Origin of the sequence: Streptomyces sp. 891-h (assembly GCF_022760275.1) — a bacterium.
In the GTDB taxonomy this organism is placed as follows: domain Bacteria; phylum Actinomycetota; class Actinomycetes; order Streptomycetales; family Streptomycetaceae; genus Streptomyces; species Streptomyces spirodelae.
Window position 1 is genome coordinate 5,505,988 of sequence record NZ_CP050693.1, and the last position, 24,859, is coordinate 5,530,846.

A 24,859-nucleotide genomic window follows, 5' to 3' on the forward strand; every position below is an offset into this window, starting at 1 on the left:
GGCCGCCTCAGGGCAGGTCGCGCGGGTGTGCCCGGGTGCCGTCCGCGCGCTGCGCCGACAGCCGGACCGAGGCGTCCCGCTCGGCGCGTACGGCCAGGGTGTTGCCGCTCTCCTCCGCCGGACCGTCCACCAGGCCGCTGCCGCGTGCCCGCAGGCGGGTGGCGCTCTCGTCGGCGGCGGCCAGCACGTACCAGTTGCCCTCGGTCGACTTCCACAGCAGCCCCGTCAGCAGCCGGCCGGCACGCGGGCCGCACAGGCGGGTGTCCTCAGCGCGGGACGTGACGGCCCCCGGGCGCCCCGGAGCCACGGCAGGCGGCTGGAACTGCGTCATCACCCGGGCACCCGCACCCCGCCAGGTCCCCGCCCTGGTGCACACCCACACCGCCTCCCCGTCCCCGTCCGGCAGCCGCTGCCGCGCGAACTGCCAGGAGTTGACCGCCTTGACCCCCCGGTCGAGCACCGCCGGAAGATGGCAGACCGTACGCGCCAGCCGCTTCCGTGCTGCGCGGCCGGTGGCGGGCGCCCGCCCGGCGCCGTCCGTCAGCCGGGCCGGGGTCAACTCGCCCAGATCCGTGTACAGCTGCGCGTGCCGCGCGGCACCGGGGCTGCCGCGCAGCGCCAGACCTGGCCAGCTCTCGCACCGGCGCGGCAGCGTCACCGGCAGCGGCACCGGCTCGGTGACCCCGTCCTCGTCGCGGGCCAGCGGCCGGCCAGCGGTATCCGCCGGGTCCAGCAGATCCACCTCGGCGGCCTGCCGGATCCAGGGCGCCGTCAGAAACCGCACCTCCTCCTCACTCCGCGTGAGAACCAGCGCCCCGGAAGCCACCGTCCCAGCGCCCGCCGTACGGGACAGCTCCAACGACACACCGTCCTTCGCCGCCGCCGAACCGCCGTGCGGATGCAGCGGCTCGGCGTACCGCGCCACCCGCAGCCCGTCGTACAGCAGCACCACAGCGCGTCCCTCCAGCCGCCCCGCGTACAGCAGGTGCGGCGGCCCCGGCGGCGGCCCCTTCGGCGTACCCGGCGCCGCGCTCACCCGCACATCCGCGCGCGGCCGCGCCCATGTCACCAGCGCCCGGCGCAGCAACGATTCATCGTGGGTCAGAGCCCCCCGCGCCGGCCACACGGCGAAGTCCACCCGGGAAGCCCGCCGCCACGCTGTGTCGCTCACGCGGACCAACGCGCCCGGTTCCAGCGCCCGTTCCCCGTCCGTGCCCCGCACCAGCGGGGGCCGCGCGGCGGCGTCCGGGCCCCAGGAGTCGCCGGGCACGCCCAGCAGCGCGCCGCACAGCAGCGCCGCCACGAGTGCGGCCCCCGCCGTCCGCCAGTGCCTGCGGCGGCGCACCAGATCGCGGGCGTACGGGGGCTGTGCCGTACACAGGTGGCACTCAGGCCCCGGCAGGGCCCAGGTGGGCTGGACCTCCGCCTGGGCCAGCGCTTCGTCCGGGTCCCGGACCCGGGCGGCCCGCAGCAGGCACCGGATGTCCGGGTCCGCCATCCGTTCCAGATGCCGGAGGGCGTACGCGGCGCGGGCGGGCGCTCGCGGGTCCGCGGGGCGGGCGAGCGCCGCGCGTAGTACGCGGAGTCGCAGCCATGCGTAGGCGGGGTCCTCGGTCTGGCCCTCTCCCTCTCCCTCTCCCTTTCCTTTTCCTTCTCCCTCGCCCTTTGCGGGCTTCGGCTGTGGCCGGGGCAGTACCGATGTCGACGTGCACCGGCGGGGGAGCGCTCTGCGGGTGAGCGCGTGCGCTCGGCGAGGGCTGTCGCCCAGTACGCAGTATGCGAGTCGGACCAGGCGTGTGTAGTGCTCGACGAGGGCGAGTTCGGCCTGCTCGACGTCCAGCGTCCCCTCACTCACACCCTCAGAACGATCCCCGCCCCCCAAGAGTCACCGCCACCATTGGCTGAGGGCCGCCTCCCATGGCTGAGGGCCCATTCTTGGGCCCCCTCCCGTTCATGGGGGCTCCGCCCCCAAACCCCCGGGTCCTCGCCGGACGGGCGTTGGGGGGCTCCGCCCCCCAACAGCCCCCCGCTACGGGGGCTTCGCCCCCCTAGGAGCCCCCTTCCGCAACAGCACAATCCGGTAGACGTTCACTCATCCCGGCTCATGCCTGATGCCCTTGGACCTGTCGGTGACTCCCGCAGGGTCGTCACCGGCAGGTCCAAGGACCCGCACCGATGGGGGTGGACTTGAAAGGTAACGGGGTGGTCCCAGGGGGCAGGGGGGTTCTAGGGGGGCGAAGCCCACCTGGCGGGGGGCTGTTGGGGGGCGGAGCCCCCCGACACGACCTGTCGGCGCAAGCCGGGATAGAAACGGGGCGTGCGTCCACAAGCGGCGGGCCACCCCGTGAGGGGCTCGCCCCCCGACACGACCTGTCGGCGCAAGCCGGGACGCAAACGGGGCGTGCGTCCACAACCGGGGGACCCAAGGGAGGGGGTACCAGTGGGGTTACCCCCGGAGGGGGGTGGCGGGGAGTTCTAGGGTGATCATGGTGGGGCCGCCCTCGGGGCTGCTCACGGCGAGGACACCGTCGAACTGGGCGAGCCGCCGCTGAACGCCGCCCAACCCCGAGCCGGCGCCCTCCAACGCTGCACCGCCTTTGCCGTCATCGGTGACCGTCACCCGGATGACGGAGGAGGCACCCGAGGCGTCGGCGGCGAACAGAACGTCGAGCCACACCTTTTTCGGCTCCGCGTGCTTCGCCGCATTCGTGAGCAGCTCGCTCACCGCGAAGTACACCGCCGTCTCCACGGGCTCGTCGAAGCGGCCCGGCAGTTCGATGTCGTCCTCGACAGGGACCGGCATCCGCAGCGCCAGCGCGCGCAGCGCGTCGGGGAGCCCCCGCTCGGCGAGCACCGGCGGGTGGATGCCCCGCACCAGATCCCGCAGCTCGGTCAACGCCTCGGCGGAGTTCTCCCGCGCCTGCGCGATCATCTTCTTCGCCCGCGCGGGGTCCCGCTCGACGAGCGCCTCGATGGTGCCCAGGCTCATGCCCATGGCGACGAGCCGCGCCTGCGCGCCGTCGTGCAGATCGCGCTCGATCCGCCGCAGCTCAGCCGCGGAGGCGTCCACCGCGTCGTGCCGCGTCTCGTACAGCTGCTCGACGCGCTGCGCCAGCAGCATCTCGCGGGTGGGTTCCAGCATCGCCTTGGTGATCTGGTGGTTGACCGGCAGCAGCGGCGGCAGCAGGGCCGTGGTGAAGCCCGCGGTCATATCGGCGGGCAGCCAGGCCAGGTCCCGCCAGGTCGCCGGGTCCTTGAGCAGCAGTACGCACCGCTCGACCTGGCCGACGACGCCGCTGCGCAGCTCACGCGGCCAGGGGCGGTAGGGCCGGGGCACCTCCAGGCCGCCCCAGTCGCGGACGAGCCGCCTCCGCTGGTCGGCGTACCAGCGGAGGGCCTGCTGGGTGGGCGGCGTGGTGAAGACGCCCACCCCGATCGGCAGCAGCACGATCGAGACGACGCAGAGCGTGAACAGCAGGATGGAGAGCGGGAGGGTGACGACCGCGAGCGCGGGTCCTCGCACGAGAGCCAACATCAGCTCGTGTGTCTGTACCGCGGCCCGCGGTCTGTCCTCCGTCACGTCTGCCGTTCCCCCGCTTCTCCGTCCCGGCCGGTCGGTCCTACTCGGTCTGCCAGTCCGCGAACTCGACCAGTGCGCGGTCGCCGCTGCCGCCGTTGGTCGCCGACATGAACAGTCCGGTGTCCTGTCTGCCTGACGCGCCGGGCGCCTCGACGGTTGAGACGGTACGCCACGACTTGCCGTCGTCGGTGGACAGCTCCCCCTTGTAGGAGGTGCCGGAGCGGGAGAGCCGCAGCAGGACGGGGGCCTTGACCCCGGGAGCCGCCCGGTAGGAGTCGAGGGTGCCGTCGCCGTCGCTGTCGTACGACAGGACGACGCCGTGCGCGGGGGTCACCGCCAGGTTGACGAAACCGGCCGAGCCCGCCTCGGCGAGGCTGTTGCGCACCACGATGCCCGCGCGGGCCCACGGGCCGCTGTCCTCCTGGGAGACGACCTTCAGCGTCACGCTGCCCCCGTCGGCCAGCGCCTGCGGGCGGTAGACGGTGCCGAACTCGGCGGTGGCCTTCCACAGGTCCGCGCCGGCACCGTCGATCGCCCACCGGCCCGCCACGTGACCGAAGACGGCTTCGTTGGTCGTCACCGTCCGTACGCCGTCGGGGAGCGCCCCCGCGCGGTAGATCCGGCTGTCCTCGCCGAGGGTGATCCGCTCCTGGCCCTCGGGGCCGTTCTCGGCCTCGACGGTGTACTCCAGCGGCTCCAGCGGCCGGGTCGGCTGCTGTCCGGGCGTGGTGTAGCGCCAGCGCACGGTCGCCGTGCCGCCGGGGCTGATGGCACGGTGCCGGGTCGGGTCCTGTGCCTTGGCGCCGTCCAGGCCGTGCAGCGCGAGGTCGACGGTGCCGGTGGGGACCAGCCCGTTCTCGTTGCGGAAGACCGCCTGGACGGTGCTGGTCTCACCGGCCGGGACGGCGCGCGGCTCGGCCGACACCTTCAGCGAGCCCTGGTAGGGCGCCTTGACCAGGACGTCACGGACCCGGGTCGCGGTGGTGTACGGGTCGGTGAGGGGCCGGGTGGGGTAGTCGTTCGTCTTCTTGGTCCAGGGCTCCTCCTCGGCGTACCAGTCGAACTTCTTCGGTGCGCGCCGCTGTTCGAGCGCGTCCACGAGGTCGTCGAGGAACGCCTTCCACTGCGGCAGGTGGAAGTCCCGGATGAGGCCCTGCCAGTCGCGGTTGGCGTAGTTGGCCAGGTGGCCGCCGTCGGCTGTGGGGCGGTCGCCCCAGGTGGTGACCAGCACGCGTGCGGTGCGCTCCAGTGCGGCGCGCTCCGGGCCGGAGGCGGCCGAGGCGCGGGCAGCGGCCAGCCAGGGGCCCAGCAGGAAGGCGCGGTGGCCGCCGGACATGTCGTCGGCCAGCTCCATCAGCTTCAGCCACAGCGCGGCCAGCTTCTTGAAGGTGGCGACGTCCTTCTTCTTGTGGGCCGCCCTCAGCTGGGGGATGAGCGACCAGGAGCGGTTGGCCAGGATCTGCCGCCCGGTGTCGGTCAGGTCGTAGCGGTAGGCGTCGCTGCCCCGCAGCTGTTTGCCGACGCCCAGCAGCGCGTCGAAGGCGGCGTCGAAGGCGGGCAGGTCGAAGGCCGGTGTGTGGGTGGCGTAGTAGGCGCCGGAGCGGGCCGTCAGGCTGGGACGGGCCGCGAAGATGCTGTCGTGCGGCCGCCCGTCCTTGCTGTTGATGCGGTACGCCGTCTCGCGCAGCGCCCGCATCGCCTTCTTGGCCTGCGCGTCCGTGCCGCCGTACCGGATCTTCGCCCAGGTGTCGAACCAGGTGCCGCGGTCGACCGGGCGCTGCCGCCAGGCCAGTTCGCTGAACAGCTCCAGCGCCGCCGCGTCGCGGTGGGTGGCCTCGGGCATGTAGCAGGTGCCGGTCAGCTTGCTGCCCCGCTTGTCGCGCCAGGCGGTGAACCGCTCCGTCCACATGTGGGTCTTGGCGCCCATGGTGGTGCGGCCGCCGAAGTTGGGGATGGTGCCGAACGCGTACGGCACCCCGCCCCAGTCCTTCTCCCGGTCGGTGACCCGGTCCAGGTCGGAGAGGCCGTCGACGATGAGCATCTTGTCCTTGGCCGCGAGCCCGTCCAGCAGGTCGCGGCGCGGGTTGTTCTGCCAGCCGAGAATCACCCAGGTGGCGCCGGGCCGTGCGGTGTGCAGCGCCTTCTCCACGGCCCGCGCCGCCTGCGGCACCGGCACGTCCCCGGGGTCGCCGCCCTCGTGCAACAGGTCCATCTTGAAGTGGTCGGCCTCACCGAACAGTTGTTTCTGGTGCCGGTAGAAGGAGGCCGCGACCTTGCGGAAGGCCGCCGTACGCGGGTCCAGCCACGGCGGCCGATCCAGCCCGGCCCACTTGCCCTGCGGAACGGTGCGGCTGCCCTTGTTGCGCTTGGCGAAGTCGGCGGGGACGGTGCCGAAGTAGCCCGGCAGCACCGGCTTCATGCCCAGCTCGCGCATCCGGTCCACGATCCGCTTGCCCAGCGCCGTACGCCGCTTCAGCAGCTCGGTGCTGAGGGGACCGCCGTACTCGGCCATGTTCTGCAGCAGCCACCAGGGCTGGTGGGTGGGCGCCGGAATCCAGGAGCGCGCCTCCTGGTCGCTGTAGCCGAAGTCCTGGAGCATCCGGTGGTAGACGGCTTCCTGGCCGGCGGTGACCAGCACCTCGTTGAAGCCGTGCAGCGCGAGGACGTCGAGGAAGTGCTCCCAGTGCCCCCAGTCGGCGTAGGGGGCGGTGTAGCCGTCGTGCGTGTCGTTGAGCGCGAACCGGTTGGGCACGGTGGCCCGCTGCGCGTGCTGCTTGCGGGGCGCGGGCAGGGTGGCGGGCAGGTCGAGTTGGCTGCCGGCCCAGGAGATGTGCGCGTCGCAGCTGTACTTGAGGTACCAGTGCACGCCGGTCAGCAGTGCCACAGGGCCGGTGCCCGCCACGTTGATACGGCCCGCGCGGCCTGTGACCTTGAAGCGTTCGGGGCCGCCGATGTGCTGGAGGGTGATCTGGTCGGCGTGCCCAGGGAGCAGCCGCCGCAGCGCGGCGCGGGCGGCAGCCGTGGACGCCTTCCCCTGCGCGGTGGCCGGGGCCTGGGCGCCGAGTGCGCCGTGGGCCGCGCCCGATCTGTCCGCTGCCATGGCGGGGACGTACCCGCTCCCCAGCGCGAGACCCGCGCCGAGCGCCCCCGTGGTGCCCAGCACGGCGCGTCTGTTGAGGGGGGAGCGTGCCGGGGGCACCGAGCGTTGATCGGACTTGTCGTATCTTTCCCGCTCATTGACCGGCTCGTGCATGGTGGGCGCCTCCAGATGACGGATGTCCTGCCGTATGTGACCAAAGACACGTACGGGGAGGCACGGTAACGAAGCGGTCAGCCTCGGTCGAGGTACGCGAGCACGGCGAGTACCCGCCTGTTGTCGTCGTCCGAGGGCGGCAGTCCCAGCTTTCCGAAGATGTTGGAGGTGTGCTTGGCGACGGCCCGCTCGGTGACGAACAGCTGGGCCGCGATCGCCGCGTTCGACCGGCCCTGCGCCATCAGCTCCATGACCTCCTTCTCCCTGGAGGTCAGATTGCCCATCGGCTCGTCCTGGGCGCGCCGCGTCAGCAACTGCTGGATGACCTGCGGGTCCATCGCCGTACCGCCCTCGGACACCCGGCGCACGGCGTCCACGAACTGGTCCGCGTCGAAGACCCGGTCCTTGAGCAGATAGCCCACCCCGCCGTTGCCGTCGGCCAGCAGTTCGCGCGCGTACAACTGCTCGACGTGCTGCGAGAGCACCAGCACCGGCAGCCCCGGCCGCTTGCGGCGGGCCTCCAGCGCGCACTGCAGGCCCTCGTCGGTGAACGAGGGCGGCAGCCGTACGTCCACAACGGCCACGTCCGGCTCCAGCTCCAGCAGCGCCCGGCTCAGCTCAGGACCGTTGTCGACGGCCGCGGCGATCTCGAAGTCGAACGCCTCCAGCATCCGTACGAGCCCGTCCCTGAGCAGGAAAAGGTCCTCGGCGATCACGACACGCACGGAAAGCTCCCCATTGACAGCGGCTTGGCCCGGATGGCGGCACGACGCCATGAATCTACCGGTGAACACACCGCCGCAGCACCGCTACGCTCCCTCGCGCAGCGGTGCTGCGACGGCGTCGACGTCGGCTTCGGCGTCAATGTCGATGTCGACGCCAGAAGCCAAGGGCCTAGCCGATGACCTTGTGTATCCAGCCGCGGTGCTCGGCCACGCTCGGGTAGATGTCGGGCGTCGTGCCGCAGTCGCCGACCGACCGGCTGGTGACACCGGCCAGCCGCCAGCGGCCGTGCACCTTCGTCAGCGCGGGAGCACCCGAGTCGCCACCGCACGTACCGGCGTAGCCGTCCGGGTTGTCCGTGCAGAAGTCGCCCTCGCGGATGCCCCAGGCGTCCCCGTCCGTCTCGTTCGAGACGCACTTGGGAGTGTCCGGAGCCAGCACCGGCAGGTCGACCTCGCGGTGCTCGACGGGCAGCTGCGAGGGGTCGTTGCCGGTCGCCTTGGTGTAGCCCCAGCCCGTCGCCTTGACGGTCTCCCCGGCTGCGGGGGTCCGCCACGCCAGCGGCGCGGGCTTCTTCGAGACCTTGGAGGACAGCTTGAGCAGCGCCAGGTCGGCGGCGCTGCCCCGGTTCGCGTCCGTGTAGTCGTAGCCCGGGTGGACCACGATCTTCTTCACCCCGGCGACCTCGCCGCCCTGGGTGCGGTCCAGGGAGCCGACCCGCACATGGTAGGCGGCCGGGTCGTTGGTGCCCGCCGTGGTGGTGACACAGTGCCCCGCCGTCAGCACCCAGTCGGCCGCTATCAGGGTGCCGCCGCAGGTGTGGCCGTCGGGGTCGTCGCCGCGCTGCTTCTGCAGGGAGACGATGAAGGAGTAGTTCTCGGTGGACTCCTCACCGCCGATGATCTTCGTCTCGTACCCGGAGTCCCCGGCCGTGCCCGACTCCTGGGCCGCGTAGGCGACCGTGCCCGCCGTGGCGAGCCCCAGGGAGAGAGCCGAGACGAACACCGCACGCGCGGCCCTGCCGGTGCCCCTGGCGGCGCCCCAGGCGGTGCGGCGGGTGAGGCGGTTTCCGAGGGAGTGCTGGCTGGTTCTGATGAGCCTGTCCTTTCTCTTCCCGCCCCGGCGGCGCCCGGCCGCCGGGGCGGCTGCGGGCGCGGCGTCGGCCGCACCACCAGATGACACAAACATCTGCCGTTACTCGCGACGCGTCCATCCCACCTTCTCAACTCCCGCTTGTCCAGGGCTTTTTGAACGACTCCGAGGGGGTGCGTCCCGGGCCCTTCGGGTGCGTCCGGGCTGCGGCCGGGATAAGGTGCGGCGACAGCAACGGATGTTCGAGCGATGCGGTGGCAGAGGGAGGTGAGACGCATTTCCGCTCCGGAAGACAACGCGTTCTCGCCTCGCGGTGAACGGCCCGGCAGCAGCTGACCCGGGCGGGCCGCGGGCGAACGGGAGCGCTCCAGCACGGGAAAGGCTTCCATGCACCACACCACCCCTCCCTCCCCCTCTTCTTCCTCCACTCAGGCTTCCTCCCAGCTCTCCCAGCTCTCCCGGCAGTCCCCTCAGTCCCCGCCCTGTCCGCCGGCCGATCTGGTCGGGCGGCTCCGCGCGGCGGGCTGCGTCTTCGCCGAGGACGAGGCACAGCTGCTGTGGGAGACCGCGAGCGGCCCGGATGAGCTCCGTGCGATGACGGCGCGCCGCGTCGCCGGTCACCCCCTCGAACACGTACTGGGCTGGGCGGAGTTCGCCGGGCTGCGGATCGCCGTCGACCCCGGCGTCTTCGTCCCCCGGCGCCGCACCGAGTCCTTGGTACGGTGCGCCGCGGCCTGCGCCCCGGGCGCGGGCACCCCCGTCCTCGTCGACCTGTGCTGCGGCACCGGAGCGGTCGGCGTGGCACTGCTGGCCGCGCTGGGAGGGCGGGGCGAACTGCACGCCGCCGATCTCGACCCCGCCGCTGTACGGTGTGCCCGGCGCAACCTCGCCCAGGCGGGCGGCCATGTGCACGAGGGCGACCTGTTCGCCGCGCTGCCCGGCTCGCTGCGGGGCCGGATCGACGTACTGACGGCCAACGTTCCCTACGTTCCCACGGCGGACATACCGCTCCTGCCGCCCGAGGCCCGTGACCACGAACCGCGCCCCGCGCTGGACGGCGGCCCCGACGGCCTGTCCCTCCTGCGGCGGGTCGCCACCGACGCCGCCGCCTGGCTGGCGCCGGGCGGCGCACTGCTCACGGAGACCAGCTCCCACCAGGCCCAACCGGCGGCCGACCTGCTGTCGGCCGCCGGTCTCGAGGTCACGGTCACCACCGACCCCGACCTGAACGCCACCACCCTGACCGCCCACCGCCCCGGCCCCGGCCCGGGAAGGCCCCCCGGCTCCGTCAAGGGAGGCGGCGTGGAAGAGGGAGCCCCGACGCGGCGTTGAAGGGGAGCATGTTGATCGGTGAGCTGGCGGAGCGTACGGGTGTGAGCCGGCGCTCCCTGCGTTACTACGAGCAGCAGGGGCTGCTCGTCACCAGCCGGACGGCCAAGGGGTGGCGGGCGTACGACGAGAGCGCCGTCAACCGGGTCCGCAATGTCCAGGAGCTGCTGGCCGCGGGGCTCGGTACCCAGGACATCCTCCAGGTGGCGCCCTGTCTGGACATGAAGACCCAGGAATTCATGGCCTGCCAGGACAGTCCGGCCGAGACACTGGCGATGTACGAGAGGCGGCTCGCCGTGGTGGAGGAGAAGGCGGCCGAACTCGACCGGTACCGCTCCCGGCTGGTCGCCCGTATCGCCCAGCTGCGTGCCGCGGACCCGGACACCGAGCTGGGGGAGGTGCTGCGCCGCGCGGAGGAGACCGATCGGGCAGGCTGATCCGCGCTTGCAGGTGACACCGGTGTCACTACCTACCGTGCGCCGCATGGATACCGCACACACGGGGTCCCGTGGCAGCGACCGCCTGCCCGGCTGGCTCCACGTCCTCTTCCTCACCCTGCTGGCCACCGCCACCGACGAGTTCATCATCGCGGGCCTGCTCCCGCAGGTGGCCGACGACCTGGGGGTCGGCGTCCCTGCCGCGGGCCAGCTGGTGACCGTCTTCGCCGTGGTCTACGCGCTCGGCGCCCCGACACTCGCCGTCCTGTGCGAACGCTTCCCGCGCCGCACGGTGACGGTGGCCGGGCTCGCCCTCTTCGTCGTCGCCAACGTCGCGGCAGCACTCGCGCCCGGCTACTGGTGGCTGATGGCGGCCCGGATGCTGGCGGCGCTGTGCGCGCCGTCGTCACGGCCGCCGCGTTCGCCACCGCGGCGGCCGGGGCGCCCGAGAACGCGCAGGGCCGCTATCTCGGCGTTGTCACCGCCGGAATGACGGCGGCGCTGTTCACCGGCGTTCCGGTGGGCTCCTGGCTCGGCGGCGCGTTCGGCTGGCGGGCCACCTTCTGGCTGATCGCCGCCGTGGCGGCCGTCGCCGCGCTCGGTGTGCTGGCCACGGCACCGGCCGTACCGGGCGGTGAGCCCGCGCCGCTGCGCCGGCGTCTCGCACCGCTGCGACAGGCGGCCGTGCTGCGGGTCGTCGCGGTGACGTTCCTGGCGGCGAGCGGCGGCCTGATGTTCTACACCTATCTGGGCGCCTACACGGCCGAGGTCGCCTCCGGCTCCGGGGGCCTGCTGCCCTTCCTGCTGTTCCTCGTCGGCGTGGCAGGGCTGGCCGGCGCACTGCTGGCCGGGCGGGTCACGGACGCCAGGGGGCCGCGCCGTGCCCTGTGCCTGGTGCTGGGCGGGCACGCGCTGATGCTGGCGGCCGCCGCCACGCAGGCTCTCAGCGGCGTGCACAGCACCGTGCTGCTGTCCCTGGTCGTCGGCTGCTGGGCGGTCTTCGCCTGGGGGCTCAACCCGCCGGTGCAGGGCAGCGTGCTGGCGGCGGCGGGCCCCGAGGCGGGGATGACGGCGCCGGCGCTGAACATCTGCGGCCTCTACCTGGGCACCGGGGTGGCCGGGGCTCTTGGCGGGGCGGTGGTCGGCGCCGCCGGGGTGCGGTACGTACCGCTGGCGGCGGCGGCGCTGATGCTCTGCTCGTTCGCCCTGGCGCTGCCGCCCGTCCGCACAGCGGGCCGGATCACCCGGTCGGCAACTGCTGCTGAGCCGTGTGCAGCAGGCCGGTGACCGTCTCCGCGAAGCGGGCGTCGCACAGGTGCTGTTCGCCGGTGCGGGCCGCCGTCAGCAGCGCTTCGACGGCGCGCCCGAAGGAGTCGGCGGGAGCCTCGTCGCGCAGCGGCAGCTCGGTGACGCCCGGGGCGCCCCGCACCTGTGCGGTCACCCCGGCCGCCGCGGGGGTCACCGAGTGGCTGAGCGTGCAGGTGCTGGAGGCGCCCGAGGTGTGCCGCAGCACCAGGTGCACGGTGTCACCGATGCCGCCGGGCGCTGCCGAGACCTGCTCGACCGGGCCGAGCAGCGGCAGCAGCACGGACAGCGCGTGCGGACCCACGTCCCACAGCGCTCCCTTCTCGCGCCGCCAGGGCGACGCGGTGTAGGGCGAGTCGGCGCCGCCGAAGACGGGGGAGAGCCAGTCCGCTCTTCCGACCTGCCAACCGTCCGCCGCGGCCTGCTCGCGCAGCCAGCCGCCGGTCGACTCGCAGAAGTGCAGCGTGAAGAAGACGACGCAGCCGACCCCGGCCCGCTCGACGGCCTCGGCGACGCCGCGGGCCGCCTGCGGCGTGGTGGCGACGGGCTTGTCCAGGAGCAGATGGCACCCGGCCTCGGCGGCGCGCACGGCGAGCGGCGCCTGGACATCCGGCGGGAGTGCGACGGCGACCGCGTCGCAGGCGTCGAAGAGCGCGTCCACCTCGGCCCAGGGCCGGGTTCCCAGCCGTTCGGCGAGCGCTCCCGTGGGCTCGGGGCGCCGCCCCCACACCCCGACCAGTTCCACCTCGTCGTGCGCGGCCAGCGCGGGTCCGTGGGTGCGCTCCGCCCAGGGCCCTGTCCCCAGCAGTCCGAACTTCATACCGGGCAGCGTACGAGGTCCGGGCGCGTACGCCGAGGGCGTCCCCGCGCTGCGCTGGCGCTGGGCGGCGCTGGGCGGTGCGGGCGGGTGCCGGTCGGTGCGGGCCGGGATTGCCCCATCGGTGCCGAATATTCCGCCGGAGGCGCAAGTGACCGGTGCGCCCCGTAGCCAGCGGTGGTACTCGGGCGCAATCTTGGCGCCGGTCGGTGCGAACGAGGGAGGCGGGCGATGGCGGAGCTGTTCATCGACGGGGAGTGGCGGCAGGCCGTCGCGGGCGGGCGGCGCGATGTGATCAACCCCTTCGACGCCTCCGTGATCACCACGGTCGACGAGGCCGACGAGACCGACGTCGACATGGCCGTACGCGCCGCCAAGCGCGCCTTCGAGCGGGCCGACTGGTCCTCGGCGCCCACCCGGGAGCGCGCCGACGTCCTCTGGCGCGTACACGAACTGCTCCTGCGGGACCAGGAGGAGATCGCCCGCACCGAGACCCTCGACACGGGCAAGACCCTCACCGAGGCCCGGATCGACATCGAGGACGTGGCGAACGCCTTCCGCTACTACGCCGAACTCGCGGGCAAGGACGGCGGCCGGGTGGTGGACGTCGGCCCCGACGTGCTCAGCCGCGTCGTCTACAACCCCGTCGGGGTCTGCTGTCTGATCGCACCGTGGAACTATCCGCTGCTCCAGGCGTCCTGGAAGGTCGCCCCCGCGCTGGCCGCCGGCAACACCTTCGTGCTCAAACCCAGCGAGACCACGCCGCTGTCCACCGTCGCCATGATCCGGCTGATCGCGGAAGCCGGGGCGCCGCCCGGGGTCGCCAACCTGGTGCTCGGCTCCGGCACGACGGTCGGCTCGGCCATGACCACCCACCCCGAGGTGGACCTGGTCTCCTTCACCGGCGGGCTGTCGACCGGGCGGAAGATCATGGAGAGCGTCGCGCCCGGCGTGCGGAACCTCGCCCTGGAGCTGGGCGGCAAGAACCCCAATGTGGTCTTCGACGACGCGGACTTCGCCGCCGCCGTCGACTACGCGCTGGACGCCGCCTTCCTGCACTCCGGGCAGGTGTGTTCGGCCGGCTCCCGGCTGCTGGTGCAGGAGGGCGTGCACGACGAGTTCGTCGAAGCGCTCGGCGCCCGGGCGAGCGCCATCCGGCTCGGCAACGGCCTGGAGCCGATGACCGAATCGGGCCCGCTCAGCTCGGCCGAGCACCGCGCGAAGGTGGAGGGCTATCTGGAGATCGCCCGCGAGGAGGGCGCCCGGCTGGTCACCGGCGGACGCCGCCCCGACGACCCCGAACTGGCCAACGGCTACTTCCTGCTGCCGACCGTCTACGCCGACTGCGACCGCTCCATGCGCATCGTCCAGGAGGAGATCTTCGGCCCGGTGGTCACCGTGGAGCGGTTCCGCACCGAGGACGAGGCGGTGGAGCTGGCCAACGACACCCGCTACGGGCTGGCCGGCGGCGTGTGGACGAGCGAAGCGGGCCGCGCCCAGCGGGTCGCGAACAGGCTGCGGCACGGCACGGTCTGGATCAACGACTTCCACCCGTACGTACCGCAGGCCGAGTGGGGCGGCTTCGGCCGCTCGGGCATCGGCCGCGAGCTGGGGCCGACCGGGCTGCGCGAGTACCAGGAGGCCAAGCACATCTACCAGAACCTCTCACCGGCCCCCTCCGGCTGGTTCAAGGGCTGAGGAAGCGGACCGGTATGAATGCGAACGACGAGAACAGCTACGACTACGTCATCGTCGGCGGCGGCACGGCCGGCTCCGTGCTGGCGGCCCGGCTGAGCGAGGACCCGGACTGCCGGGTGTGCGTCATCGAGGGCGGACCCAGCGACGTCGGCGACGAGAACGTGCTGCGGCTGCGCAACTGGATCAACCTGCTGGAGTCCGAGTACGACTACGGCTACACCACCACCGAACAGCCCCGCGGCAACTCGCACATCGTCCACTCCCGGGCCAAGGTGCTGGGCGGCTGCTCCTCGCACAACACGCTCATCAGCTTTCTGCCCTTCCCCGAGGACCTGGACGAGTGGGTGGGAATGGGCTGCGCCGGCTGGGACCCGGTCACCGTGCTGCCGTACCGCAAGCGGCTGCGCAACAACATCGTCCCCGTCGGCGAGCAGGACCGTAACCCCATCGCCCGCGACTTCGTGACCGCTGCCGCCGAAGCGCTGCACGTGCCGGTCATCGAGGACTTCAACCGCCGCCCCTTCCCCGACGGCGCCGGCTTCTTCTCCCTCGCCTACGACCCGGAGACGGGCAAGCGCTCCTCGGCCTCCGTCGCCTACCTCCACCCCGTCATGGGCAGGCGGCCCAATCTGACGCTGACGTTGCAGACCTGGGCGTACCGGCTGCTGCCCGACGAGGCGGGGCGGCTCACCCGCGTCCAGGTGCGGTACGCCGACGGCTCCACCGGCACCGTGCGCGCCGAGCGCGAAGTGCTGCTGTGCGCCGGTGCCGTCGACACCCCGCGGCTGCTGCTCCTGTCCGGTATCGGCCCGGCCGACGAGCTGCGCGCGCTCGGCATCGACGTACGGGCCGACCTGCCGGGCGTGGGCGAGAACCTGCTCGACCACCCCGAGTCGGTGATCGTCTGGGAGACGCACGAGCCGCTGCCGCCGAACTCCGCCATGGACTCCGACGCCGGCCTGTTCGTACGGCGCGACACCGGCCAGCCGCGCCCCGACCTGATGTGGCACTTCTACCAGGTGCCCTTCACCGTCAACACCGAACGTCTCGGCTACCCCACACCCCCGCACGGCGTGTGCATGACGCCCAACGTGCCCCGTGCCCGCTCGGTGGGACGGCTGTGGCTGCGCAGCCCCGACCCGGCCGAGCACCCGGCGCTGGACTTCCGCTACTTCACCGACCCGGACGGGCACGACGAGCAGACCATCGTCGACGGGCTGCGCCTGGCCCGCGAGGTGGCCGCGACAGCGCCGCTGCGCGACTGGCTCAAGCAGGAGATCGCCCCGGGCCCGAGGGTGAGCACGGACGCCGAACTGTCGGAGTACGGGCGGCGCGTCGCCCACACCGTCTACCACCCGGCGGGCACCTGCCGGATGGGCGCGGCCGAGGACCCGATGGCCGTCGTCGACCCGCTGCTGCGGCTGCGCGGCCAGGAGGGCGTGCGGGTGATCGACGCGTCCGTCTTCCCCACGATGCCGACCATCAACCCCATGGTGACCGTACTGCTGGTCGCCGAACGCGCCGCCGACCTGATCACCGGGCGGCCCGGCCCGCAGCCCGAGGGCGGCGAGCGCTGATGGCCCGGTTCTTGCTGCCACGGCCGCGGCGACGCCCCGTCAGCGACGCGATTCCGCGAGGCTGACGGGGCGGGACGCCGACGGGGCGGAGTGGCGGTCCGGCAGAGGGAAGTTCTTCGGGTTACCGGACCCGCTCCGGGGACCGGTCGTTCACCTGCGGCGGCTGCCCGTAAGGCCCCGCGCCCCAATCGCCCGGCCCCGGCACGGAGTGCCCCGCACCAGCGGGCGCGGCCTCCCCGTGCTCCATCCGCGGCAGCCACCGCAGCCACCGCGGCAGATACCAGTTCCGCTCGCCCAGCAGCATCATCACGGCGGGCAGCAGCACCATCCGCACCACTGTGGCGTCCAGGAAGACGGCCACCGACAGGCCGACCCCCATCTGCTTCATGTCCTGCATGGACAGCGTCGCGAAGACCGCGAAGACGGCCACCATGATGAGCGCGGCACCGGTCACGGCCGAGGCGGTGGCCCGGATACCGTCACGGATGGCTTCCCGGGTGCTCATGCCCCGGTCCTTGGCCTCCCGGATCCGCGAGACGACGAAGACGTGGTAGTCCATCGACAGCCCGAACAGGACGACCAGGACGAACAGCGGCATCCACGACTCGATGGCACCGACCGCTTCCGTGCCGAACAGCGAGGCGCCCCAGCCGTGCTGGAAGACCGCCGTCATCACGCCGTAGGCGGCGCCGACCGACAGCAGGTTGAGGACGATCGAGGCGAGCGCGATGGGTGCCGAGCGGAAGCAGACGAGCATCAGCAGGAAGGTGACGACCGTGATGAAGACGAGCACCGGCACGATCCCCTCCTCGAGCTGGTCGTTGAAGTCCTGCGAGCCCGCGAGCTCCCCGGCGACATAGACCTGCCCGTCGGCAGCGGCCGGTGCCAGCGTGTCCGGCACGACCGTGTGGCGCAGGGTGTCCAGCGCGGCGAGGGAGGTGTCGTCGGTGCCGTTGCCCGCCAGCGGGACATCGATGACGGCGACGTTCTTCTCGGGGTGCACGGCGGTCTTCACACCTCGGCCGAAGTGCTCGGTGTCCTGGCGGACCGTCCTGCCGAAGTCCGCGAGCGCGGCGCGGGCCTCGTCCGAACGGATGTCGTCGGCCTTGAGGACGACGCGGGCAGGTGCCGGACCGCCCGGGAAGGTCTCGCTGATCTTCTCGGCGTTCACCCGCAGTTCGGCACCCTTGGGCATCTGCTTGTCGAGGGGGAGCTGTTCGGTCTTCATCCCGAGCGCGGGCGCGGCCAGCGCCAGCATCACCACGGCGGCGACAGCGGCGAACAGCCCGGGGGCTGCCAGCACCGGGCGCAGCAGCGCCCCGGAGATCCGACCGGCCGGCTTGCGCCGCCCGGCGGAGCGGTCCCGCCTGCGGCCCCCGAGGAAGGGGACCTTGCCCTTGTCGACGCGGTCGCCCAGCCAGGAGAGCAGCGCGGGCAGGATCGTCACCGAGCCGAGCATCGCGATGAAGACGACCAGGATGGTGGCCACGGCGAAGCCCTTGAACAGCAGCAGCCCCGACAGGAACATGCCCGCCATCGCCACCATCACCGTCACACCCGACACCAGCACCGCACGGCCGCTGGTGGCCGCGGCGATCCGCAGAGCCGTCTCCGCGTCCCGCCCCGCGGCCCGCTCGTCCCGCTCCCGCCGCAGGTAGAACAGGCAGTAGTCGACTCCGACGGCGAGCCCCATCAGCAGCATCACCGAGTTGGTCGTCTCGTCGATGTGCAGCAGGCCGGAAGTCAGCGCGAGGATGCCGTTCGCGGCGAGGAAGGCGGTCAGCGCGAGCGCCACCGGCAGCAGCGCGGCCACCAGTGCGCCGAAGGCGACCAGGAGAATGCCCAGCGCCAGCGGAACGGCCGTCCACTCGGCCTTGGCGAAGTCGTCACCGAGTATCTGGTTCAGCCACTTCTTGGCGCTGGCTTCGCCGTACTGGTGGATCTCGATCCCGTCACCGCTGTGCGCCTTCCGGACCTCGCCGACCGCCTCGATCACCTCGTCGATCGGCTTCTCGTCCGTCGAGTCGGGGTCGCCCCGCATCTCGAAACCGATCAGCCCCGCGCGGTTGTCCCGGGAGGGCAGCGGCTCCTGGACGTTCTTGACCCGGCCGGTCTTCTCCACGGCCCGGGTGACCTCCTCGGCCGTCGCCCGCCAGCCGCCCTTGCCGGCGCTGGTGACCATCACCGACTCGGCCGGGGGCTCGTCGATCGAGGCCTCCTCCAGGATGGCGGTGGCCCGCGCCGAGTCCCGTACGGACTGCTCGCTGTCGGCGGGCTCCGTCAGCCCGGCCATCCCGCCCAGGACCGTGGCCAGCACGACGAACAACAGCCAGCCGAAGACCGCCGTCCTGCGGTGCCGGGTGCTCCAGCCGCCGAGCCTGGCGGCCAGCCCCTGCCGGGGCGTGCGGCCCCGCCCCGGGGGGTTTCCGGAGCCTCGCCCCGGAGGGCTCCCGGGAAGTGCTGACGCTTCCTCTGCGCCGTGTGGGACGGAAGGTGCGGGTGGTCTGTGCATCGGGCTCTCCCCGTTTCGTCGGTGTGCCGCGTTTCGCCGGTGTGCCGCGGTGTCCGCTTTCGGCGGCCGGGCCTGCTGTGCCGGGCAGTGACGACGCTAGAAACGGCGGCGCCGCGGCCACAGCCGCCGAGCACCCGTACCGAGGAGGCGCGGTACCCCCTTGCCGGGGAAGCAAATGGAGAGCCTGGGGGTGGTGCTAGGTCTACCCGTGGGACGGCAGCCCGGACGAGTGCGCGGGCCCCGGCAGCGGGCGCAGACTGGCACGGTGCCCCCGAAACGGCACCAGGGCGGGCATCGGAGGACGATGTGGCGGAGACATGCGGGCGGGAGCGGTGTGGTGGGGAGCAGGCAGTGAGGGAGGACGCGCGGTGAGCGGGACGAAGACAGCCGGGACCGGGCAAGCGGCGGCGCGGTGGACGGACGCCCTGCGGCGGCCGGCCCCGGCCCGGCAGCGGCGCCGGCCGGGAAGCCCGGTGGCCGCTCTGCTGGCAGCCGGGCGCGGCCTCGTGCTGATGGTCCTCTCCCTCGGCGTCTCCCTGGCCCTGTTCCTGATGACGCTGCTCTCGATGGTGCTGATGCTGCTCGGCGTCGGCGTGCTGACCACCCCGTGGCTGCTGCACGTCGTACGGGTGCACGCCAATCAGCGCCGTGCGCTGGCCGGCGAGTGGGCGGGCCTGCCCATGGGAGCCCCCTACCGGCTGCTGCCGCCGGGACCGCGCGGAGTGACCGGACATGTGGAGTGGTGCGTCCTGATGCTCAAGGACCCCGCGACCTGGCGGGACTTCGCCTGGCTGATCAGCGACGCGATCTTCGGCTTCGTCCTCGCCCTGCTGCCGGTCGCGCTGATCGCCTACGCCGTGGAGGGCTGGGTGATGTTCGCCGGTCTGTGGCGCGCCGTCGCGGGCGACTACTGGTACGGCTTCATCCACGTGGACACCTTCGGCGACGCGGTACAGTGCGCGGCGCTCGGCAGCTTCGTGCTGCTGCTCGGCCTCTACGCCAACCCGCATCTGATCACCGCCCACTTCCAGCTCGCCCGCGCCCTGCTGGCCCCCACCCGGGGCGCGCGGCTCGCCCAGCGCGTCGAGCACCTCTACGAGACGCGGCACGACGCCGTGGACACCTCGGCCGCCGAACTGCGCCGCATCGAACGCGACCTGCACGACGGCGCCCAGGCGCGGCTGGTCGCCATGGGAATGAGCCTCGGCACCGTGGAGGCCCTGATCGAGCACGACCCCGCCAAGGCCAAACAGCTCATCGCCCAGGCCCGGGAGTCCTCGGCCGAGGCGCTCACCGAACTACGGGACCTGGTACGCGGCATCCACCCCCCGGTGCTGGCCGAACGCGGCCTGGGCGATGCGGCCCAGGCCCTCGCCCTGCGGATGCAGACGCCCGTCGAGGTCGACGTCGAACTTCCCGGCCGGTTCGCCGAGCCCGTCGAGTCGGCCGCCTACTTCGCGGTCAGCGAGGTCCTCACCAACGCGGCCAAGCACTCCGGGGCCGATCGCATCTGGCTGGACATCCACTACACCTACGACGCGGGCGGCATGCTGCGGATATCCGTCACCGACGACGGCCGGGGCGGCGCCGACATCTCCAAGGGGTCGGGGATCGCCGGTATCGAGCGCCGGCTGGGGCCGTTCGACGGCGTTCTGGCCCTCAACAGCCCGCCGGGCGGCCCCACGATGGTCACCCTGGAGATCCCCTGCCGCCCCATCTGAGCCGCGCCCCGAAAGGGGGCGCGGTGGCTGTGCTGATCTGCGGCTCCGCCGGGTGGGCGCGAGCAACCACCCCCACCCGCAGTCCGCAACGGCCAACCAGGGGCAGCCCCTCCCCGGCACAGCCGCCTCACACCAGCGCCGAGACCTTCTCCCGGTACTGCCGAACGGCCGCCGCGTCCCGATACGGCTCCAACCGCCGCTCGAAATCCCGTACGTACTCATGAGCACGTACGGACCGCATCTCAGCCGCCTGGTGCGCCGCCTCGGCACCCAGCGCGCAGGCCTGCTCGATCTCGCCCAGCCCCAGCCGGGCGGTGGCCAGCACCACCCGGCAGAACAGCCGGCTGCGGGCGAACCCGGCGCCGCGCAGCTGGAGCGAGCGCTCGGCGTGCTGCGCGGCGGCACGGTACTGCTGAAGGTCGCGGTGGCAGTGCCCGAACTCGTCGGCCAGCTGCGCCTCGTCGAAGAACCGAGCCCAGGCGGGCACGTCCTCGCTGGGCCGGGCGGCCTCCAGCGCCCGCTCGGCGCGGGCCAGCGAAGCCGTGCAGGCCCGCACCTCGCCCAGCACCCCGTGGCCGCGTGCCTCCGCCGCGTGCAGCAGTGCCTGGATCACCGGTGGCACGGAGGTGCCCACGCCCTGCTGGGCGACCCGCGCCAGCTGCACCGCCTCCCGTCCGTGCCCCAGATAGACGGCCTGCCTGCTCATCGTCACCAGCACATAGGCGCCGAACGCCCGGTCACCCGCGGCCTGGGTGAGCCGCAGCGCCTGGACGAAGTAGCGCTGGGCCAGGCCGTGCGCGGCGATGTCGTAGGAGGTCCAGCCCGCCAGCCGGGTCAGATCGGCAGCGGCCGCGAACAGCCGCCTGCCGAGCTGCTCACCGTAGACGCCGCGCAGCATCGGCTCGGCCTCGTGCTCCAGATACCGCACCAGGGCCTGCCGCGCGTGCCCGCCGCCGTAGGCGTTGTCCAGCGCGCGGAACAGCTCGCACACCGAGCGCAGGGCCGCCACATCGCCGCCGGAGACCCGCTGGCCGGGACCGCGCTCGACCCGGTCCAGCCGTGCGGCCAGCGACGGCGGCCGGTTCGCCCCTCCGGCCCCGCCGCCGAGCCGGGACTGCGCCGGGACCCGCAGTCCGGTGCCGTGCCCCGCACCGCCGGGGCCGCCCGCACCGGGGTGGCCGGGGGCACCCCCGTGCCCATGGCCGTGTCCGTGGGCGTGACCGGTTCCGGGTCCGTGGGCGCCGAGACCCTGTCCGCGGGCCGCGCCCACCCCGGTGCCGGGCTGTCCTGGCCCCGCCCCGGGTCCGCCTGCCGGTCCCGGCCCCGAGCCGGTCGGCCCGCCACCGTGTCCGCCGCCACTGTGTCCGCCGGCCGGGCCGCCAGGGCCCGCGTGGCCGCCCGAGCCGTCAGGCTCGGGGCCGCGCGCCACCCGCTCGTCCGCCCGGCCGATCAGCCAGTCCCGGCTCGGCACCACCAGCCCCGCCGGAGTGAAGGCGATCTTCCGCAGCTCCGCGTGGCTGCCGGAGTCCTTGCGCCACAGACCGCTGACGATGTCCACCGCCTCGGCGGGCGTCGCCGCGAACTCCAGCCCCGCGTACACCGGCGCGCAGGCGTCGAGCCCGAGATCCTGCGCCGTCAGCCGCCGGCCGAGGCGCCGGGTGAAGACCTCGGCGATCAGCGCCGGCGTGGTGCCCCTGGGCTGCTGGCCGCGCAGCCACCGGGTCACCGATGTCTTGTCGTAGCGCAGGTCAAGACCGTGTTCGAGGCCGAGCTGATCCACGCGCCTGGCCAGGCCCGCGTTCGAGAAGCCCGCCTCGGCGATCAGGGCGGCGAGCTGGCGGTTGGGGATTCGCTGCTGGGATGGCTGGGCCGCGTCGTTCACGGACTCCCCAGGTCGTTCCATCGTCATCAGGTCTACGGTCTCCTGCCCTCACGGCTTGTGTCAGACGCCGGGGCGCCCTGCTGGAACGGCGCGAATGTAACGGTCCCTCGTACAACGTTCGCCCCCTTCGTCGTGCATTCATCCATACGTGTGAGGGGGCGGCCACCTGCGGGGACGGTGCGTGACGGCCGTACAGTGGCGGGGGGCGCGAGCGCCGAGCGGCCTGCCACTGAGGGCGTGCGAAGCGGGCTCACGCGGGCTTACGAAGGAGAGAAGGCATGGGAGAACCCCGGCTGGAGGGTCCGGCGGACGGTCCTGTGGAGGGCGAACTCCGCTTCGTCCACCTGGGATTCGGCGACAACGCCGTCGACTACCTGGACGCCTGGCAGGAGCAGAAGCGAGTGCACGCCGCACGCTTCGCCGACGAGATCCCCGACACCTGTCTGATGCTGGAGCACCTCCCGGTCTACACGGCCGGGCGGCGCACCGAGGACAGCGAACGCCCGCTTGACGGCACCCCGGTGGTGGACGTCGACCGCGGCGGCAAGATCACCTGGCACGGCCCGGGGCAGCTCGTCGGCTACCCGATCCTGAAACTGCCGCGCCCCGTCGACGTCGTCGCCCATGTCCGCCGCCTCGAAGAGGCCATGATCCGCGCCTGTGCCGAGCTCGGCCTGGAGACGACGCGGGTGGAGGGCCGCAGCGGCGTGTGGGTGCTCGGCGACGCCGTCGAGAAGCCGTCCCCCGCCGGGCAGGGCACCACCGGCGGCCTGGCGCTGGATCTCGACCCGCGGATGAACCAGGAGGACTACGACCCGCGCCTGATGGGCCCGGAGTACGCGCCCTCCAACGCGGGCCAGCGCGGGGAGGACCGCAAGCTGGCACAGATCGGCATCCGGGTCGCCAAGGGCGTGACCATGCACGGCTTCTCGCTGAACTGCAACCCGGACACGACCGGTTTCGACCGGATCGTCCCCTGCGGTATCCGCGACGCGGGCGTCACCTCCATCTCGCAGGAGCTCGGCAGGAATGTTCCGGTCTCCGAGGTGCTTCCTCTCATGGAGAAACACCTGCGCGAGGTCCTGGAGTCCTCGACCCCACTGCCCCGCGCGGTCTGACGACACTGCCCCGCGCGGTCCGACGACGGTCACGGGCACGGAGCTGCCGGCCCGGCGCCGCCAGGTGAGGGCGCCGGGCCGGGGCGCTGCCGCCCGGGGCCGGGCCCCGGGGTCCTTCGGGTCAGGATGTTTCCTGGGCTCCGGCCCGTACGAAAGCCAGAAACCGCAGGCGTAGGCTGATAGCCGCCGCTGAATCGAAAGTACGTAGGGAGCCGGACGTGTCCGCTGTCGCACCCGACGGTCGCAAGATGCTCCGCCTGGAGGTCCGCAACAGCCAGACCCCCATCGAGCGCAAGCCCGAGTGGATCAAGACTCGGGCGAAAATGGGCCCCGAGTACAACGCCCTCCAGAACCTGGTCAAGAGCGAGGGGCTGCACACGGTCTGCCAGGAGGCGGGCTGCCCCAACATCTTCGAGTGCTGGGAGGACCGCGAGGCGACCTTCCTGATCGGCGGCGAGCAGTGCACCCGCCGCTGTGACTTCTGCCAGATCGACACCGGCAAGCCCGCCGAGCTCGACCGCGACGAGCCGCGCCGGGTGGCCGAATCGGTCCGCACGATGGAGCTCCGCTACGCGACGATCACCGGCGTGGCCCGCGACGACCTCGAGGACGGCGGCGCCTGGCTCTACGCGGAGACCGTGCGCCAGATCCACGGCCTGATGCCCGACACCGGTGTCGAGCTGCTGATCCCCGACTTCAACGCCGAGCCCGACCAGCTCGCGGAGGTCTTCTCCTCCCGCCCCGAGGTGCTGGCGCACAACGTCGAGACGGTGCCGCGCATCTTCAAGCGCATCCGCCCCGGCTTCCGCTACGAGCGGTCCCTGGAGGTCCTCACCCGCGCCCGCGAGGCCGGCCTCGTCGTCAAGTCCAACCTGATCCTGGGCCTGGGCGAGACCCGCGAGGAGGTCAGCGAGGCGCTGCGCGACCTGCACGAGGCCGGTGCCGAGCTGATCACCATCACCCAGTACCTGCGCCCCACCCCGCGCCACCACCCCGTCGAGCGCTGGGTGAAGCCCCAGGAGTTCGTCGAGCTCAAGCAGGAGGCCGACGAGATCGGCTACGCGGGCGTCATGTCGGGCCCGCTCGTCCGCTCCTCCTACCGCGCCGGCCGCCTCTACCAGCAGGCCGTCGAAGCCCGCCGGACGGGCACGACCTCCGCAGCCTGACGCCTGCGGCTGAGCTGAGGCCTGCGGCTGGGCTGAGGCCTGCTGTGAGCTGGGGCCTGTCGCGGCCTGAGGCCTGCGTGACGGCTGAGGCCCTCGCCGCCCGGTGCCTGCCGCCCGGCCAGTGCCCGCCGGGCGGCTTCGGGCGCTGCGCCGGGTCCGGTGCTCCGGTGCCGAGACCAGGGGGACGAGACCAGGGGACGAGCACCCATCGGGGCGGGCGGCGGAGAGTGAGCTTCGCCGCACAGCCTTTCGTTGGCTTTGACCCTCCGGTCATCGCCTGGTAACACCAATGCGTAACGCTGAAACCACACACCGCGCACGCACAGCCGCCCGGCTGTGCGGATGAGTGTCCGGTTCAGACGCATCACCGACGGAGGGGACGACAGTGCGAACCACCCTGTGGGCACTGGAAGGCCTGGAACATCTTTTCTTCGGGAACGGCCAGCGGGTCGCCCGGCGCAACGCGTGGACGGCGGTCCTCGAGGACCGCCGCCGCGCCCGCGCCCGGCACGAGGCGGAAACCGTGCTGAACGCGGCAGCGGACCGCCGCACGCTGCTGACGTCCCGAGGCTGAACCACCGGGGCCCTTCCACGGAAGGGCCCCACCTGCCCGCTCACCAGCGTTCCCCCCCCCCCCCCCCCCCCCCCC

General features: G+C 72.8%; 16 protein-coding genes and 1 pseudogene. 9 read left to right on the forward strand and 8 right to left on the reverse strand.

Annotated features, from left to right (window positions below):
* Window positions 1-7: 7 nt before the first annotated feature.
* The 5 genes from HC362_RS24165 to HC362_RS24185 all read right to left on the reverse strand — a co-directional run bounded on the left by HC362_RS24165 (window position 8) and on the right by HC362_RS24185 (window position 8,744).
* The gene (locus HC362_RS24165) at window positions 8-1,855 is read right to left on the reverse strand and encodes a hypothetical protein (protein WP_243086193.1); all 1,848 of its coding nucleotides are present in this window, start codon (window positions 1,853-1,855) and stop codon (window positions 8-10) included.
* Window positions 1,856-2,446: 591 nt separating this feature from the next.
* Window positions 2,447-3,535, reverse strand: coding sequence for a sensor histidine kinase (locus tag HC362_RS24170; RefSeq protein ID WP_243086194.1), 1,089 nt, complete (start codon window positions 3,533-3,535; stop codon window positions 2,447-2,449).
* Window positions 3,536-3,620: 85 nt separating this feature from the next.
* Window positions 3,621-6,833, reverse strand: a complete 3,213-nt coding sequence (locus HC362_RS24175) for an alpha-N-acetylglucosaminidase (protein WP_243086196.1) — start codon at window positions 6,831-6,833, stop codon at window positions 3,621-3,623.
* Between the two features lie 77 nt (window positions 6,834-6,910).
* Window positions 6,911-7,558: a response regulator transcription factor gene (locus tag HC362_RS24180; protein WP_209263448.1), complete on the reverse strand. Its 648-nt coding sequence runs from the start codon at window positions 7,556-7,558 to the stop codon at window positions 6,911-6,913.
* Window positions 7,559-7,727: 169 nt separating this feature from the next.
* Window positions 7,728-8,744 carry a serine protease gene (locus tag HC362_RS24185; RefSeq protein WP_243086197.1) on the reverse strand — a complete coding sequence of 339 codons (1,017 nt, stop codon included), beginning with the start codon at window positions 8,742-8,744 and terminating at the stop codon, window positions 7,728-7,730.
* Window positions 8,745-9,035: 291 nt separating this feature from the next.
* Here HC362_RS24185 and HC362_RS24190 point away from each other — a divergent pair, with 291 nt between their 5' ends.
* The 3 genes and pseudogenes from HC362_RS24190 to HC362_RS24200 all read left to right on the forward strand — a co-directional run bounded on the left by HC362_RS24190 (window position 9,036) and on the right by HC362_RS24200 (window position 11,701).
* Complete coding sequence (locus HC362_RS24190) at window positions 9,036-9,980, forward strand: putative protein N(5)-glutamine methyltransferase (RefSeq protein WP_243086198.1); 945 nt, start codon at window positions 9,036-9,038, stop codon at window positions 9,978-9,980.
* Between the two features lie 8 nt (window positions 9,981-9,988).
* Window positions 9,989-10,414: a MerR family transcriptional regulator gene (locus HC362_RS24195; protein ID WP_243086200.1), complete on the forward strand. Its 426-nt coding sequence runs from the start codon at window positions 9,989-9,991 to the stop codon at window positions 10,412-10,414.
* Between the two features lie 46 nt (window positions 10,415-10,460).
* Window positions 10,461-11,701: pseudogene (locus tag HC362_RS24200) on the forward strand (MFS transporter).
* Here HC362_RS24200 and HC362_RS24205 read toward each other — a convergent pair.
* On the reverse strand, window positions 11,655-12,539 hold the full coding sequence (locus HC362_RS24205) for a Gfo/Idh/MocA family oxidoreductase (protein WP_243086202.1): 885 nt from the start codon (window positions 12,537-12,539) through the stop codon (window positions 11,655-11,657). The pseudogene HC362_RS24200 and the gene HC362_RS24205 overlap by 47 nt on opposite strands.
* Window positions 12,540-12,767: 228 nt before the next feature.
* Here HC362_RS24205 and HC362_RS24210 point away from each other — a divergent pair, with 228 nt between their 5' ends.
* Together HC362_RS24210 and HC362_RS24215 are read left to right on the forward strand one after the other, a co-directional pair.
* On the forward strand, window positions 12,768-14,234 hold the full coding sequence (locus tag HC362_RS24210; protein ID WP_243086210.1) for an aldehyde dehydrogenase family protein: 1,467 nt from the start codon (window positions 12,768-12,770) through the stop codon (window positions 14,232-14,234).
* A gap of 14 nt (window positions 14,235-14,248) precedes the next feature.
* The gene (locus HC362_RS24215) at window positions 14,249-15,811 is read left to right on the forward strand and encodes a GMC oxidoreductase (RefSeq protein WP_243086212.1); all 1,563 of its coding nucleotides are present in this window, start codon (window positions 14,249-14,251) and stop codon (window positions 15,809-15,811) included.
* 121 nt (window positions 15,812-15,932) lie between these two features.
* Here HC362_RS24215 and HC362_RS24220 read toward each other — a convergent pair whose 3' ends face one another.
* Window positions 15,933-18,323 (reverse strand): MMPL family transporter, encoded by a 2,391-nt coding sequence (locus tag HC362_RS24220; protein ID WP_243086213.1) that lies wholly within the window; start codon window positions 18,321-18,323, stop codon window positions 15,933-15,935.
* Window positions 18,324-18,835: 512 nt separating this feature from the next.
* Between HC362_RS24220 and HC362_RS24225 the strand changes: the two genes are divergently transcribed.
* Complete coding sequence (locus HC362_RS24225) at window positions 18,836-20,044, forward strand: sensor domain-containing protein (RefSeq protein ID WP_243088789.1); 1,209 nt, start codon at window positions 18,836-18,838, stop codon at window positions 20,042-20,044.
* A 127-nt stretch (window positions 20,045-20,171) separates the two neighbouring features.
* Here HC362_RS24225 and HC362_RS24230 read toward each other — a convergent pair whose 3' ends face one another.
* Window positions 20,172-21,953 carry a regulator gene (locus HC362_RS24230; RefSeq protein ID WP_243086215.1) on the reverse strand — a complete coding sequence of 594 codons (1,782 nt, stop codon included), beginning with the start codon at window positions 21,951-21,953 and terminating at the stop codon, window positions 20,172-20,174.
* A 251-nt stretch (window positions 21,954-22,204) separates the two neighbouring features.
* Between HC362_RS24230 and lipB the strand changes: the two genes are divergently transcribed.
* The 3 genes from lipB to HC362_RS24245 all read left to right on the forward strand — a co-directional run bounded on the left by lipB (window position 22,205) and on the right by HC362_RS24245 (window position 24,784).
* Window positions 22,205-23,044 carry a lipoyl(octanoyl) transferase LipB gene (lipB, locus tag HC362_RS24235; protein ID WP_243086217.1) on the forward strand — a complete coding sequence of 280 codons (840 nt, stop codon included), beginning with the start codon at window positions 22,205-22,207 and terminating at the stop codon, window positions 23,042-23,044.
* 218 nt (window positions 23,045-23,262) lie between these two features.
* Window positions 23,263-24,210, forward strand: coding sequence for a lipoyl synthase (gene lipA / locus HC362_RS24240; protein WP_209263457.1), 948 nt, complete (start codon window positions 23,263-23,265; stop codon window positions 24,208-24,210).
* A gap of 385 nt (window positions 24,211-24,595) precedes the next feature.
* Window positions 24,596-24,784 (forward strand): hypothetical protein, encoded by a 189-nt coding sequence (locus HC362_RS24245; RefSeq protein ID WP_209263458.1) that lies wholly within the window; start codon window positions 24,596-24,598, stop codon window positions 24,782-24,784.
* Window positions 24,785-24,859: the final 75 nt, after the last annotated feature.

What these genes read in the sequence shown, in the direction of transcription:
- HC362_RS24170 (WP_243086194.1), bottom strand. Translation starts at nt 3,535, where the DNA reads ATGTTGGCTCTCGTGCGAGGACCCGCGCTCGCGGTCGTCACCCTCCCG.
- HC362_RS24175 (WP_243086196.1), bottom strand. Translation starts at nt 6,833, where the DNA reads ATGCACGAGCCGGTCAATGAGCGGGAAAGATACGACAAGTCCGATCAA.
- HC362_RS24185 (WP_243086197.1), bottom strand. Translation starts at nt 8,744, where the DNA reads ATGTTTGTGTCATCTGGTGGTGCGGCCGACGCCGCGCCCGCAGCCGCC.
- HC362_RS24190 (WP_243086198.1), top strand. Translation starts at nt 9,036, where the DNA reads ATGCACCACACCACCCCTCCCTCCCCCTCTTCTTCCTCCACTCAGGCT.
- HC362_RS24195 (WP_243086200.1), top strand. Translation starts at nt 9,989, where the DNA reads ATGTTGATCGGTGAGCTGGCGGAGCGTACGGGTGTGAGCCGGCGCTCC.
- HC362_RS24205 (WP_243086202.1), bottom strand. Translation starts at nt 12,539, where the DNA reads ATGAAGTTCGGACTGCTGGGGACAGGGCCCTGGGCGGAGCGCACCCAC.
- HC362_RS24210 (WP_243086210.1), top strand. Translation starts at nt 12,768, where the DNA reads ATGGCGGAGCTGTTCATCGACGGGGAGTGGCGGCAGGCCGTCGCGGGC.
- HC362_RS24215 (WP_243086212.1), top strand. Translation starts at nt 14,249, where the DNA reads ATGAATGCGAACGACGAGAACAGCTACGACTACGTCATCGTCGGCGGC.
- HC362_RS24220 (WP_243086213.1), bottom strand. Translation starts at nt 18,323, where the DNA reads ATGCACAGACCACCCGCACCTTCCGTCCCACACGGCGCAGAGGAAGCG.
- HC362_RS24225 (WP_243088789.1), top strand. Translation starts at nt 18,836, where the DNA reads ATGGTCCTCTCCCTCGGCGTCTCCCTGGCCCTGTTCCTGATGACGCTG.
- HC362_RS24230 (WP_243086215.1), bottom strand. Translation starts at nt 21,953, where the DNA reads ATGACGATGGAACGACCTGGGGAGTCCGTGAACGACGCGGCCCAGCCA.
- lipB (WP_243086217.1), top strand. Translation starts at nt 22,205, where the DNA reads ATGGGAGAACCCCGGCTGGAGGGTCCGGCGGACGGTCCTGTGGAGGGC.